We start from the raw sequence: 13,834 nt of genomic DNA on the forward strand, positions 1-13,834 counted from the left end.
ATAATTGATTATAAACTTTGTAAAAGACCTTTTACTTTTGAAATGATGTTTTCCATCGATAATCCATACTTTTCCAATAAATCGTATGGATTTCCTGATTCTCCAAATTGATCCTCGATACCAATTCTCACTACTTTTACTGGATAATTCGTTGAAACGACTTCTGAAACAGCGCTACCTAAGCCACCAATAACAGAATGTTCTTCGACCGTAATAATTCTACCTGTTTCTTTGGCAGCTTCAATAATAATTTCTTCATCAATCGGCTTTATCGTTGAGATATTTATAACTCTAGCATTAATGCCTTCATTCTCTAGTAAATTAGCAGCTTCCAAGCATTTACTTACCATTAGACCTGTTCCAACAATTGTAATATCATTACCTTCTTTAATTACAGTTCCCTTACCAGGGATAAACTTATAATTTTCATCAAAAATAGCAGGTACACCTAGTCGACCTAATCTTAAATAAACTGGCCCGTCAATATTGACGGCTTCTTTTACCGCCTGTTTTGCTTCAATATCATCTGCGGGTACGATAACAGTCATATTCGGTAGCGAACGCATTAACGCTATATCTTCAATCGATTGATGAGATCCACCATCTTCTCCGACTGTTATTCCAGCATGTGTTGCAGCAATATTAACATTTAAATTCGTGTAACATATCGAATTTCTAATAATTTCAAATGCTCTACCAGATGCAAATACGGCAAATGTACTTGCAAAAGGCACTTTTCCTACTGTAGCAAGACCTGCCGCCATCCCCATTAAGTTCTGCTCTGCAATACCTGCATTAATAAAACGATCTGGATATTCACTAGCAAAGCCTGCTGTCTTCGTTGATTTAGATAGGTCTCCATCTAAAACAACTACATTTTCATTTTCTTTACCTAACTCAATTAACGCTTTCCCATATGATTCTCTAGTAGCAATACTCATTATCTTCCCTCCTTAATTGTAAGCCCTTGAAGTTCTTCAAATGCATTGATACGATCTTGTTCTGAAGGTGCTACACCGTGCCAACCAATTTGATTTTCCATAAAGGACACACCTTTTCCCTTCACTGTATCTGCAATTAATACGGATGGTTTTCCTTTTACCGTTCTTGCTTGAGAAAATCCGTTCTCAATATCTTCAAATGAGTGCCCATTTATTTCGATAACATTCCAACCAAAACTTTCCCATTTTTCTTTTAATGGAGACACCGTCATGACTTCATCATTTGGTCCATCAATTTGTAGTCCATTATGATCAACGATCGCGACTAAATTATCTAGCTTATAATGACTAGCTGCCATGGCTGCTTCCCAAACAATTCCTTCTTGAATTTCACCATCACCGAGTAATACATAAACTCTAGATTCTTTATTATCTAATTTGTTTCCGATTGCCATTCCAACCGAAGCGGAAAATCCTTGACCTAAAGATCCTGTTGACATATCAACACCTGGAATCCTTTTCATATCGGGATGTCCTTGAAGCATACTTCCTAACTTCCTTAAATTCTTTAACTCTTCCAAATCGATAAACCCTTTCATTGCAAGAGCACCGTAAAGCACAGGCGCCGCATGACCTTTACTTAATACGAAGCGATCACGATCTGGATCGTCTTTTTTTGTTGGATCAACATTCATTTCTTGAAAATATAAATAGGTTAAAATATCTGCTGCAGAAAGTGACCCACCTGGATGTCCTGAACCAGCCTCTGTTAACATATCAATAATGTGCATTCTTAGTTCACTTGAGTAGTTTTGCAGTTCTTCTCTCATCTTCAGTCCCCCCAATAATATTCATGACTTCTTTAAACTGTTTTACGTTAGCTTCAAGATTACCTGTTTGATATATAGCAGAACCAGCCACAATAACATTGGCACCCATTTCAATTACCGCTCTTACGTTATTGTGCTTTATTCCACCATCTACCTGTATATCAATATCCTTACCTGTTTGATCTATCATCTGTCTTAACTTCTTAATTTTTTCCAACGTACTTGGTATAAAGCTCTGACCACCAAATCCTGGGTTTACACTCATTAATAAAACCATATCTAAATCCTCTAAAATATGTTCAAGAACACTTAATGGTGTAGCAGGATTTAATACCACTCCCGCCTTAATACCATAATCTTTAATCTGCTGAACTACACGATGTAAATGCGGACAAGCTTCTACATGAACAGTAATAATATCAGCACCAGCATCGACAAAATTATGAATATATTTTTCTGGATTTTGGATCATTAAATGTACATCAAAAGGTAGATTAGTATAAGAACGTATTGCTTTTATAATATCTGGGCCTAATGTAATGTTTGGAACAAAGTGTCCATCCATTACATCAATATGAATCATATCAGCCCCACCTTTTGTTGTATTTTCAATATCCCTTCCTAAATTTGAAAAATCAGCTGATAATATTGACGGAGCTAATTTGAGCATTATTTTCCTCCCTTAATAACTATACTTTCATTGACTCTCCCTCGTTTGCTGCAGTTGAAGGTTGTAATGCATCATTTTTCTTCTTTCTTGAAAAGAAAAGTTTAAACACGGTAACACCTACAACAGCACTATTAATTGGAAATTGGTATTGAATATAAAAATCAGCTAATATTCGCCCATGTGGACCTAATCCGTATTCTAAAAATGATTCAACCATCTAGATCACCCTATTCTTTTTGTAGTTGTAAATTTGTTAATTGGGTAATTCCTATGAACCTACGAAATGAATTTAATTTTTTAGTTTAAATAACTCTTATGTTTTTCATATTCGTGAATAAAATTAACTCTTCTTTCATGTTTTCCACCATCAAAGGAGGTAGAAAGCCACGTCTCAACAATCTTAAAGGCCAAACCTTTACCAATTACCCTTTCACCCATACATAACACGTTAGAATTATTATGTGCTCTAGTGGCTTCTGCTGAAAATACATCATGTACTACAGCAGCTCGAATACCAGTAACTTTATTAGCCATAATCGACATTCCAATTCCAGTTCCACAAATTAAAATTCCTCTTGAATCGAAGTTGTTAGAGACTTCCTCTGCTACTTGTTTGGCAATGGGGCCAAAATCATGAGCTTCGGTTGAAAATGCACCTACATCTTCAATTTCAACTTGCAGCTCTTGTAATAAGGTGATAATTTCATTTTTAAGGAAAAAACCACCATGATCACTACCGATATACACTTTCATAGTACACACCTCTTTAGGCTAATAGGTTTCCTCAGATTTCTTTCCAGAAATAATTGCGATCGCACCGCTTGTTCCAATTCTTGTTGCACCTGCTTCAATCATATTGACAGCATCTTGAAAATTTCGAACTCCTCCAGCTGCTTTTACCCCCAAATTTTCGCCTACAACTGAACGTAGTAATTTAACATCTTCAATTGTAGCTCCACCACCATTAAATCCCGTAGCTGTTTTGACAAAGTCAGCTCCAGCTTCCACAATGATTTTGCAAGCAGTTATTTTTTCTTCTTCTGTTAAAAGTGCAGTTTCAATAATAACTTTAGTTGTTAATCCATTTGAGGCTTTCACTACTTCTTCGATATCGTATTTCACTACATCGAATTCTTTCGATTTTAAGGCCCCTAAGTTAATAAGCATATCGATTTCTGTTGCCCCATTATTAATGGCGTCCAACGTTTCGGCTACTTTTACCTTTGTCGTAGCTCCCCCTAACGAAAATCCAATTGGAACTCCAACTTTAACACCATGATCTTTCAATCGTTCATTTGCAAACGAAACATAATATGGATGAACAAAAACAGTTTTAAATCCATGTTCAATCGTTTCTTCACAAAACGTTTTTATGTCTTCTTTTGAAGCTGTTGGTTTTAATAAAGTATAATCAAGTATTTTCAGAACTTTTTTCTGCATATCCATAGTCGAGTATCCCCTCATTAATTTGATTATTCTACAGGAGTTAACACTACTTTAATTGCTTCACCACTTTTAATTGCCTCATATGCTTTATCCCATTCGGTTATGTCATATTCATGAGTAACTAAAGACTTAGCATCGACACGATTTTCATTCATTAATTTTAACGATACATGCCAGTCAGCTGGTTTTTGACTTCTACAACCGATCACTTCCAATTCTTTTTGAATAATTTTTTCAAAATCTACATTCACTTCTGGTGTGGCGAAGATTCCTACTTGAACGTAACGTCCTTTCTTAGTTAAGAGATCTAATCCCATATTTAAAGCAGGAACTGCCCCTGTACATTCTAAAACAACATCCGCACCATAGCCGTCTGTTAATTCATTTACTATTTTTTTGATGTCTTCATTTTGAATATTAACGGTAACATCAATACCTAATTCTTTTGCTTTTTCTAACCTGTTTGTATCTTTATCTAGACCAGTAATAATTACTGTTGCGCCAAGATCCTTCGCAATTTGCGCAGTAAGTAAACCGATAGGGCCAGGACCTAGAACTACAACAACTTCACCTTCTTTAATATTAGCTTTTGCAATTCCGTGTTGTGAACATGAAAGTGGTTCAGTTAGTGCTGCAGTAAAATAGTCTACATTTCCGGGTAAAATGTGAATACTTTCTTTGCGAGCAATGACATACTTAGTAAAACCACCATTTTGTTGTGTCCCTAACCCTTTTCTTGTACTACACAAGTTGTAATCTTTTGTTTTACAATACTTACATTCTCCACAAATATAAAACGTCGTTTCTGTTGTTACTTTATCACCAATCTTAATTCCTTCCACATTCTCACCAATCTCAACAACTTCACCTGAAAATTCATGGCCTAATGTTACAGGAGCTTTTACTTTGTATTTCCCTTCGTACGTATGAATATCCGTTCCACAAACCCCAGCATACTTCACTAAAATTTTCACTTGATCTTTACCCACCGTTGGTTCTTCTACATCCAAGACTTCTAAATTCCCAAATCCTAATTCTGTTTTAACTAGAGCTTTCATTTAAATTTCCTCCTTTATAGTAAATTAAAAGTAAACAAAGGAACATACGTTCGTTCTTTGGGTAATGAAATCCTCATACTGTTCCTTGTTTGGTACAGATTACGTTAAATATGAAATTTATTATTTTCTAATCAACATTTTATTTGTTATAACTTTCACAAACTAATAACATATAAAAGAAGTAATTTGGGAAATCCTCAAGTCATTTTACCCGACGATTTCCCGAAATTTTGAGTTTCTGTTAATTAATAATTAGTTAAAGATCTCAAAGAATAAATAGATGACATAGTTGATTAAGTTACCACCTTGGTCAATACTTGAAATCAAACTTGTTCCTTCAGGTATAGAAAATGCTGCATCAATCGCCATTTGAGTATGAATACCTGCAAGTGCAGTTGCCATGTATAAGGACATACCTATCACGATTGTACCGGCGATAACTGAGTGAACAATATTCCCTCTTGCAGCACCTACGATAAAGGCTACGATAAATGGAATTGTTGCTAAATCTCCAAAAGGTAATACTTGATTTCCTGGTAAGATGATTGCTAATACTACAGTAATAGGAACTAAAATTAATGCTGTTGCGATTACTGATGGGTGCCCAATTGCTACTGCCGCATCTAAACCGATATAAATATCTTGTTGACCAAATCTTTTCTTTAAAAATTCACGTGCAGATTCTGATATTGGCATTAAGCCTTCCATAAGGATTTTAACCATTCTAGGCATTAATACCATGACCCCTGCCATTGACATACCAATTTGAATAACTTCCCCTGTTGGGTAACCTGCTAAAAACCCTAGCGCCATCCCCAAAACTAGCCCCATAAAAATCGGTTCTCCAAACACTCCAAATCTCTTTTGAATTGATTCTGGATCAGCATTTAGTTTATTAATTCCAGGTATTTTTTGAATAAGCCATACTAACGGAATACCAATTGGTGCATATGATACTGTACTTCCCGTTGCTACCGAGATACCTGGTAAACCAAAGTATTTATCTAACATCGGCGCAGTATAATCCGCAATTTTCAAACAAGCAATTTGGAAAAGAACTGCTGCGATCAACCCTTGAATCATGCTTCCTGAGATCGTATAAACAACAGCACCTGTAAAAGTAAAATGCCAGAAGTTCCAAATATCCACGTTCATTGTTTTCGTTGTTTTTGTTACAAGCATAATAATATTGACTAATAAACCTAACGGAATGATAAATGCCGCAATTGGCGATGCCCAAGAAATTGCAGCGGCTCCTGGCCAACCTATATCTATGACGTTTAAATCGATTCCAAATCTTTCTACCATGCCATTTGCTGCAGGTCCTAAGTTCGAAACTAAGAGATTTACGACTAAGAAAATACCTACAAACGCTACCCCAATTGTTAAACCTGAACGAAACGCTTTTCCTGGCTTTTGTCCAAAGGCAATACCGATTAAGAAAATCGCCACTGGTAAAATTACTGTCGGTCCTAAAGCTAAAAATGATTGCAAAAATTCAGTTAAACCTTCCATTATAAAGTCCTCCCCAATAATATGAATTTTTGTCTTATAAATGAATTCCATAATTGTTTATTTTCGCTACTCTGATACTAAATGTTGTTGGATGAAGAGTATTTCCAACAACATTTAGATTTATCTAGCTCCATTTAGGTAATTAAGAAATTCACTCATGAGTTTGATTACTTTTTTAATTCCTGTAAAATCTCGTCTTTTATTTCATCAAGACCCATACCAGTTAAGAACGCTCTTGCATTAATGACTGGGAATGGATATTCTTTTTGAACAATTGTCGTACTAATTAATAAGTCTGCCGTATCTACATACCCACCTACTTCAGTAATTTTGATTTGAATTAAGTTAGCTTCGATTCCATTCTCTACACAAATCGTGTTAACTGCATCATTTACTACTGTTGATGTTGCGATTCCAGCTCCACAAGCGATTAAAATATTTTTTTTCATCATGATCTACCTCTTTCGTTTTTTAGTTTAGTTTTTGATTAATGATTTCTTTAATTGTTGTTTTCGAACTCTCATTAACTAACCTTTGCAACGTTTCCTCTTCTTGAAAAAGTTGCATTAATTTTTGCAATAAAGAAAGCTGGGAATGCTGTTCATTCATTGCTAGCATAAATACTAACTTGACTGGCGTCGTAGCGCTTTCTTCACCCATGATTCCGAAATCCACTGTATCTTTTAAAATCCCTAGACTAATGGATTTTTGGTTCACATGTTCACTGTCTGTATGTGGGATAGCTACTGAAATGCTTCTAGTAGGCAATCCCGTAGCGAATTTGTTTTCCCTCTCAATCACTGCCTCAATGAAACTATCTTTCACTAGCCCTTTTTCACGTAGATTTTTTCCCATATTCTCTAGGATTTCTTTAACACTATCTCCTTGTAAATCTTGTAATATCAATGTTTCATCAAAAGTTATGTCGTTCATAAGTTGTCACCCCCTATCATCCTCACTAAAGGACCATACTTTTTATCTTGTTTGTAGTCTTTTAATCAATGGAATACTTTTTCAATATCTGATAAATTTCTTTTTCGTTCTTTGCTTGGATAATCGAATTTATAGCTTCTTTATTTCCTGATAACTTCATTAATTGGGTTAGGGCTCGTAAATGTTGTTCTTTATCTAAAGCTGCAATAGTAACTACAACATGTACGTTATGCTCTTTAGAAAACTGAACGCCTTCTTCCAAACGCAGTAAGCTCATTGAAACCTCATTGACACCATCCTCAGGTGTTGCATGAGGAATAGCTAAGTTATGGCCAATAATGATATAAGGATCATTTTGATCATAGCGTTCAATCATCGCATCAACATAACCCTCGGTAACGCTTCCATTTAACACCAATGGTTCTGAACTTACTCGAATAGCATCTTCCCAAGATTCGATAGATTTTTTTAAAATAATTTTTTCCCCAGTAATTAAATCAGCTAAATGAGGTTTATGGTTTCCAATCTTTTTTTTCTCATTGATTTCATTGTCACGATGTAGATACTGATTTAATTCTTTACTAAGTGAATGTTTATCGTTAATTTTTGCATGTCTCTCAATAATTTCTAGTATTTTCTCTACATTCATCTCTGATGGTACATAACCATATAGTTCTAACATTACTTGTTTACGTAACCGATCTTTATCATCTCTTTCAAGGAAGGATTTGACTACATATAGTTTTTTCTTCGTTTGTAGAAAAACGGGTGAGAAAACTACATCATAGTCTAGCTTAAAATTTTGAAATTCCCTAACAGATAATGAATCTAGAAATAGAAATTCCGGAAACAATTCTCGTAGTGTACTATCAATTAATTTGGAAACAGAGACACCATTAGGACATACTACTAACGCCTTTACTTTTCTCTCAAGGTTTTCTCCTTGTCTTTTTAACCATCCACCTATTAGCATCGTTAAATATGCTGCTTCACTATCTGGTATCTCACAACCTATTAATTTTTGTAAAGGTAACGATGATTTTTTTACTAGATGATGTAACTCCTTATACTCTTTATTAATCGTTTCTACTAAATAATTAGAAACTGTAAGTTTATATTTAATTCGATAGTACGCAGGCTTTAGGTGGAGAAGAATTTTATCTCCTAAATGGTCTCTGTTTTCAATTTCGATACACGCATACTTTTCAAAAAGACTTAACATTTCTCTAAGTGCAGCGATTAATTCTGGTATTGTTTCTTCTGTTAACATTTCAGAAGAGGCTATATTCGTTGTAAGTAGATGTAATGTAATATAAAGACGTTCCTGACTTGGAATATGTTCAATATCATACAGTAGTTCTTCAGCTGCTATAAACTCTTTTGTATCTGAGAGTTCGTCATATTGAACTTTTAAGGAAGAAATATACTTACCTAGTTTAATTCGCCTTACTATTAGTAAGATTTCATAAGGCATTGATCGAACTTTTTCACAAGTAAACTTTAAATTCAATTTACTTTCTATTTTCTCAATTCTCTCTTGTAAATCACTAATATCCGCTTCTTTAATATTTGCAATTTGTTGTAATCTACTTTCACCGTTATACATTTCAAGAATTCTATCTATAACAAAAATTAATAATTTTCTTTTTTGGAACTCGCTTCCCTCAATTGAATAGCCTGTTTGTCTAGAATACTGGATCAATAACTTATATGGGGCTAACTGAGTTTGTGCATTTTTTATATCACTTAAGATTGTGTTTTTACTGACTTCTAAGGTGCTTGTAAAGTGTAGTAATGACAATTCTTCGTTTCTACTAAGTAACATTAAATAAATCATATATACTCTATCTTTATCAGATAAAATATATTCATCAGATCGAGCTGGCTTTTTTTCCACTTGTAAGAGAGTAATGAGGGTTGGGTTGATGATAAACGTTCCATTTTTACTTCTCTCAATCGGTGGAAAATTATTTGATTGTAACCAATCATTTATTTTTACAAAACTATAACCTATTTGCCTTCTACTTAAGTTAAATTTCACTTCTAGATCTTTGTTTTTAACTCCGGGATTTGTAATCACTTCTTTTAGTAGATAATTAGATCGATCATCTAAGTGCATCGTGTCCTCCTTTCTTTAATTCCATATTATCACCGTAACACCCTAAATTGAACACGCTTTCATCCCATATTGTTGTAATGGAATTGTACATAACTACGATGAACAACGTTAATGTACAACGTTGGGATTATATGAAATTAAAGAAATTATTTGTATTTAAAAGAAAAGACTGAGTTTGAGTAAGTACTTAAACTCAGTCTTTTAATAAAACTTAATTGCTGTACAAATTACTTCTAAATTATTTGTCACTTTTCTCCTGCCAAAATAATACTTGTACTAAAGTGTAATCTAATAACAATATGTTAAGTGTTTTTTATAATAAGTAATTCTAACAAGAAAAGCACAAGCGCCTTGGTCACGAGCAGCTACTCCTGTGCTACTCCGTTTGCTCAAGAGCAAAGCCGCTTCGTAGTAAGCTTCCTCGAAGCAGTGTTTTGTGCGACGAGTAACCGCAGGAGCAATTGTTTTCCGTGCGACGAGTAACCGCAGGAGCAAAGCTGCATGAGGCTAATCAACGAAGGCTTTCAAGAGGTAATTGAAGTCAGTTGCTTGACTAAATTGACCGAGCTCGTAAGCGCTGAAGCTAGACAGTTTCCAAGTTAGAAATTTATAAATTCTGATTATGCAAAAAAGGATCCTATTAGGGAAAAATGCTCCATAAGACGATCCTTCAATTACAAGTCTATTCATTAATTATCTCACTACTGTTAATCATGTTCTAACATCGACATCATTACTATATATTACCCTCGGACAATAGTTTTGCCTAGCTGCCTCTATCTTACTAATTTATATTTACGTATAGTAGATGAATACGATTCTTACTTAGGCCTGAACAGTCCTTTGACAAAAGCAGCTAATTGTAATTGAATTCATTGTAAAATTTTTTTAATTTGCTGCAACCTCCACTTTTTCAACTTTATTCTCCGTCTTTGTAATCATTATCTTATATAGATAGCCTTGAATCAAAATTACTCCAAAGAGTAAAAAGTAAATCGTTTCTGGATTAAAATTATAAAGGGAGATAAGCGCGATTACTGACATTACTCTACCAATATTTATCGTAACCTCTCTAACAACCAAAGATTCGATACGTAGTCCAGCTTTTTTGGGTAAAGTCCCTATTAATCGAAACATAAAACTGAAATAGGTAACCCCTAATAACGCTTTACTTATTTCATTTACGATTAAAAAGATTAGTATCGTCCACAAATTAACGCTAACCAATAATGGTATACATGAAATCGTATAGAAGATCCAAACATATAAAACGGTATAAGGTTCTCTTTCCTTGTGGTTATATTTTGTATGCCAAAGGCTTGAAAAGATAGCGATAATACCTAGAAAAATAATCGCAATACTCACATAAAATTCATTTTCAACAGCCATGAACAGTAAAAGTGGTGGCAAGAAGATAATTAACCCTTCAACTGATCCAAAAACTACCCAACCTAACCACATTTTTTTAAATATAGGTGTACGGTTTGTTAGTCTCCAAAGTAACGCTGTTTTAAGCTTCCGTTTAGAACCTTGATCTTTAGGTAACCAAATACTTAAAATAACTCCAAGGACAAATAAAACAAAAGATACTGTAAAAATAATGTTATATCCGAAAAGGTCAAAATATTTAATAATTCCTCCTGAAAGAGCTGGCCCTATTGTATTAACTACTCCGAAAACTGCCATTTGTTTACCTAGAAAAGCAGATCTTGCTTCCACATCGACCAAATCATATAGTAAAATTAAAAAACCTAGCCAATAAAACCCTGCTGCTAGACCATTTAATACTCCAATTAACATCGGAATTGAAGCAACGGTTTCTTGTAGTATAATAACTAAAAGGTAAAAAACTGCCGTTAATCCTATTCCCAATTGGTAACTAATTTTACGGTCCTTCTGTTTTGAAATGATTCCTCCTAACCAAAATGCAACTGCTCCAAAAATAAACGTTAGTAAAATAAATAGAGCATTAACTGTTAAATCTTGTGCAATTCTCCATAAGTAGAGATTAAGAAATAATCCAGACATAACTGCTGCTAACCCATATGAGGCGTGGATCATTAATAATAATTTTTGTATTTTACTCAAAGATATCCTCCGTTCTTATTTACCATCCTAGAAATTATGAAAGCACTTTATATTTTCAGAATAAAACTATTTATTGAATTTATCTACATAATTTTTTTCCTTATAACTTGAGAAAATTTAGGACTTACCTACAACCTTAGGTCAGAATGCAGCTATGTACATTTTTGCTAGAAAGTTAATATAGTAGCATCGTAACGACTTTATTTAATCTGATAGTATACTTCTTATTGTATAGAAAAAATAAGGTGTTTTAAGCAGAAGCTTAATACACCTTATTAAACGAACAACGGTTTCTTTGATCGTATTTTTCCTTGAAGAATTTCATAATACAAAATTTAAGAGCCTAGGATCATGTAATAGTATGACTTCGGTAGTTGAGTGAATTTATAAAATCTACCATTTAAATAATTATTAAATTTTCACAAACTCTTTTTTCCAATCAGTTGCAAATTTCTCAAGTCCTTGATTCGTTAGTGGATGTTTTGATAACTGATCTATTACAGAATATGGAATTGTTGCAATATGAGCACCTGCCAATGCCACACGAGTTACATGATCTGGGTGACGAACGGAAGCGGCAATAATTTGTGAATCTAATTGATGAACTCGGAATAATTCTGCAATCTTCGAAACTAGTTGCACTCCATCTTCTGAAATATCATCTAGTCTCCCTAAAAATGGAGATACATATGTAGCACCTGCTCGAGCAGCTAATAACGCTTGGTTTACAGTGAAAATTAATGTAACGTTTGTTTTTACACCCTTTTTTGAAAGGTAACGACAAGCTTCCAACCCATCAATTGTCATAGGAAGTTTTATCGTTATTTTATCGTCTCTACCATTAATTTTTATAAGCTCTTCTGCTTGTGCGATCATTTCTTTAGCCGTTACAGCAACTGGAGTAACTTCTGCAGAAACAGATTCAACTTCAGGTACTGATTGGCAAATTTCCTCAATACGGTCTTCGAATTTAACTCCTTCTTTTGCTACTAAGGAAGGATTAGTTGTAACGCCTGATAAAACACCAATTTTATTAGCTTTGATAATATCTTCAAGGTTTGCAGTATCAATGAAAAATTTCATAAAAATTACCCCCAAATAAATTTTTATAGATAAAAAGTCTTGTTTCCATAAATGATTTTCAAAATGCAGATTTTACGTAACTAAGATTTTGTATCGAACTAACTCGGTACAATCTCAACTAGATTTAGTTAAGATCGCAGGATTAAAGGGATTAAGATTTCAATTATATTCATTAATTAATTTATTAAAAATCTTAGATCCTTATTTCGTTAAAATATTGTAGTTCTAAAAGCAGGTTACAAATGAGTATTATAAAGTGTAAGACCACTTACTTCTAAGGAGGCGATTTCGTGTCAACATGGATAGGAATTATTCTACTCATAGTCATAATTTTTGTGTTTTCTGTACTGTACACAAGAACTAAGAAGTCTAGCTCTAAAGTTGAAGAAGTTCCAGAAATAATTTGTGAAAACTGTCAACAGGTAATACCAAAAGGTTACACAAAATCACTATGTCCTCACTGCAATAAATTGCTAGTTTAATATACTACCAAAAATCTTACCTTATCTTTATATGCAGAATACTCAAGGCTTTTATATACAAAAATTAATCTTTTACACGAAAAGCGCTCAGCTCACAATTGAGCGCTTTTCGTTGATTAAGAATAACTGAGTGAACTCGTTCTAGCTTCGCTAGAACATCGAAAATTCAGATGGAGTCTCAACCTCATTTGAATGGAAGTTCCCACTACGCTACGCTTAAACGACCACCCGCCAAAGCAGGTGGATTTGGACATAAAATGTCGACGACTAAAGTCGTTTCTTAAGACTGAAGTCCTCTCAAAGTCCAACATGCTTAAGCAAACTAAAATTTGACTAAACTCATTCTTCAATCCTAAATATGTCGTTCTTTTCTTCATTAAACTGGTTTGCAATATAATTTCTAATTGTTTCTTCATCCACATTTCCTACTGTGNCACAAAAATAACCTCTTGCCCATAAATGTTGTCCCCAATATTTCTTTTTCAGTTCAGGAAATTGATCCTGGAGTAGCCTAGAGGATCTTCCTTTTAGGTACTGCATAATTTTACTTGGGGCAAGACTTGGTGGACATGATAACAATAAGTGGATGTGATCTTTTCCAACACTTCCTTGTAAAATGGTGATGCCTCTCGCTTCGCATCCTTGCCTGATTAGCTCTCGTGTTCTTAT

At 34.1% G+C, this 13,834-nt stretch carries 14 protein-coding genes; all 14 read right to left on the reverse strand.

What is annotated here, in order from left to right; translation table 11 throughout:
• Positions 1-8: 8 nt before the first annotated feature.
• Positions 9-941 carry a transketolase family protein gene (locus BKP37_RS14140; RefSeq protein ID WP_071310249.1) on the reverse strand — a complete coding sequence of 311 codons (933 nt, stop codon included), beginning with the start codon at positions 939-941 and terminating at the stop codon, positions 9-11.
• The gene (locus BKP37_RS14145) at positions 941-1,771 is read right to left on the reverse strand and encodes a transketolase (RefSeq protein ID WP_071310250.1); all 831 of its coding nucleotides are present in this window, start codon (positions 1,769-1,771) and stop codon (positions 941-943) included. The genes BKP37_RS14140 and BKP37_RS14145 overlap by 1 nt, the downstream gene beginning before the upstream one ends.
• The gene (rpe, locus tag BKP37_RS14150) at positions 1,740-2,441 is read right to left on the reverse strand and encodes a ribulose-phosphate 3-epimerase (protein ID WP_071310251.1); all 702 of its coding nucleotides are present in this window, start codon (positions 2,439-2,441) and stop codon (positions 1,740-1,742) included. Before rpe ends, BKP37_RS14145 begins: the two co-directional genes overlap by 32 nt.
• 19 nt (positions 2,442-2,460) lie before the next feature.
• Positions 2,461-2,658: a hypothetical protein gene (locus tag BKP37_RS14155; RefSeq protein WP_071310252.1), complete on the reverse strand. Its 198-nt coding sequence runs from the start codon at positions 2,656-2,658 to the stop codon at positions 2,461-2,463.
• Positions 2,659-2,738: 80 nt separating this feature from the next.
• Entirely contained in the window at positions 2,739-3,194 is a 456-nt protein-coding gene (rpiB, locus tag BKP37_RS14160) for a ribose 5-phosphate isomerase B (protein ID WP_071310253.1), read from the reverse strand.
• An 18-nt stretch (positions 3,195-3,212) separates the two neighbouring features.
• Positions 3,213-3,881 carry a deoxyribose-phosphate aldolase gene (gene deoC, locus BKP37_RS14165; protein WP_071310285.1) on the reverse strand — a complete coding sequence of 223 codons (669 nt, stop codon included), beginning with the start codon at positions 3,879-3,881 and terminating at the stop codon, positions 3,213-3,215.
• Positions 3,882-3,913: 32 nt separating this feature from the next.
• Positions 3,914-4,945 (reverse strand): zinc-binding dehydrogenase, encoded by a 1,032-nt coding sequence (locus BKP37_RS14170; protein ID WP_071310254.1) that lies wholly within the window; start codon positions 4,943-4,945, stop codon positions 3,914-3,916.
• Between the two features lie 252 nt (positions 4,946-5,197).
• A complete protein-coding gene (locus tag BKP37_RS14175; protein ID WP_071310255.1) occupies positions 5,198-6,460 on the reverse strand; it encodes a PTS galactitol transporter subunit IIC in 1,263 nt (420 codons plus the stop codon).
• 167 nt (positions 6,461-6,627) lie between these two features.
• Positions 6,628-6,912 (reverse strand): PTS sugar transporter subunit IIB, encoded by a 285-nt coding sequence (locus BKP37_RS14180; RefSeq protein WP_071310256.1) that lies wholly within the window; start codon positions 6,910-6,912, stop codon positions 6,628-6,630.
• A 19-nt stretch (positions 6,913-6,931) separates the two neighbouring features.
• The gene (locus BKP37_RS14185) at positions 6,932-7,393 is read right to left on the reverse strand and encodes a PTS sugar transporter subunit IIA (protein ID WP_071310257.1); all 462 of its coding nucleotides are present in this window, start codon (positions 7,391-7,393) and stop codon (positions 6,932-6,934) included.
• Between the two features lie 61 nt (positions 7,394-7,454).
• Positions 7,455-9,512 (reverse strand): BglG family transcription antiterminator, encoded by a 2,058-nt coding sequence (locus tag BKP37_RS14190; protein WP_071310258.1) that lies wholly within the window; start codon positions 9,510-9,512, stop codon positions 7,455-7,457.
• Positions 9,513-10,400: 888 nt separating this feature from the next.
• A complete protein-coding gene (locus tag BKP37_RS14195; protein WP_071310259.1) occupies positions 10,401-11,600 on the reverse strand; it encodes an MFS transporter in 1,200 nt (399 codons plus the stop codon).
• A gap of 411 nt (positions 11,601-12,011) precedes the next feature.
• Positions 12,012-12,683, reverse strand: a complete 672-nt coding sequence (gene fsa / locus BKP37_RS14200; RefSeq protein WP_071310260.1) for a fructose-6-phosphate aldolase — start codon at positions 12,681-12,683, stop codon at positions 12,012-12,014.
• Between the two features lie 821 nt (positions 12,684-13,504).
• On the reverse strand, positions 13,505-13,834 hold the full coding sequence (tnpA, locus tag BKP37_RS14210; protein ID WP_425424993.1) for an IS200/IS605 family transposase: 330 nt from the start codon (positions 13,832-13,834) through the stop codon (positions 13,505-13,507).

Origin of the sequence: Anaerobacillus alkalilacustris (genome assembly GCF_001866005.1) — a bacterium.
In the GTDB taxonomy this organism is placed as follows: domain Bacteria; phylum Bacillota; class Bacilli; order Bacillales; family Anaerobacillaceae; genus Anaerobacillus; species Anaerobacillus alkalilacustris.

Bases quoted from the DNA above. Each gene is read 5' to 3' on its own strand.
- BKP37_RS14140 (WP_071310249.1), bottom strand. From the start codon at position 941: ATGAGTATTGCTACTAGAGAATCATATGGGAAAGCGTTAATTGAGTTA.
- BKP37_RS14145 (WP_071310250.1), bottom strand. From the start codon at position 1,771: ATGAGAGAAGAACTGCAAAACTACTCAAGTGAACTAAGAATGCACATT.
- rpe (WP_071310251.1), bottom strand. From the start codon at position 2,441: ATGCTCAAATTAGCTCCGTCAATATTATCAGCTGATTTTTCAAATTTA.
- BKP37_RS14155 (WP_071310252.1), bottom strand. From the start codon at position 2,658: ATGGTTGAATCATTTTTAGAATACGGATTAGGTCCACATGGGCGAATA.
- rpiB (WP_071310253.1), bottom strand. From the start codon at position 3,194: ATGAAAGTGTATATCGGTAGTGATCATGGTGGTTTTTTCCTTAAAAAT.
- deoC (WP_071310285.1), bottom strand. From the start codon at position 3,881: ATGCAGAAAAAAGTTCTGAAAATACTTGATTATACTTTATTAAAACCA.
- BKP37_RS14170 (WP_071310254.1), bottom strand. From the start codon at position 4,945: ATGAAAGCTCTAGTTAAAACAGAATTAGGATTTGGGAATTTAGAAGTC.
- BKP37_RS14175 (WP_071310255.1), bottom strand. From the start codon at position 6,460: ATGGAAGGTTTAACTGAATTTTTGCAATCATTTTTAGCTTTAGGACCG.
- BKP37_RS14180 (WP_071310256.1), bottom strand. From the start codon at position 6,912: ATGATGAAAAAAAATATTTTAATCGCTTGTGGAGCTGGAATCGCAACA.
- BKP37_RS14185 (WP_071310257.1), bottom strand. From the start codon at position 7,393: ATGAACGACATAACTTTTGATGAAACATTGATATTACAAGATTTACAA.
- BKP37_RS14190 (WP_071310258.1), bottom strand. From the start codon at position 9,512: ATGCACTTAGATGATCGATCTAATTATCTACTAAAAGAAGTGATTACA.
- fsa (WP_071310260.1), bottom strand. From the start codon at position 12,683: ATGAAATTTTTCATTGATACTGCAAACCTTGAAGATATTATCAAAGCT.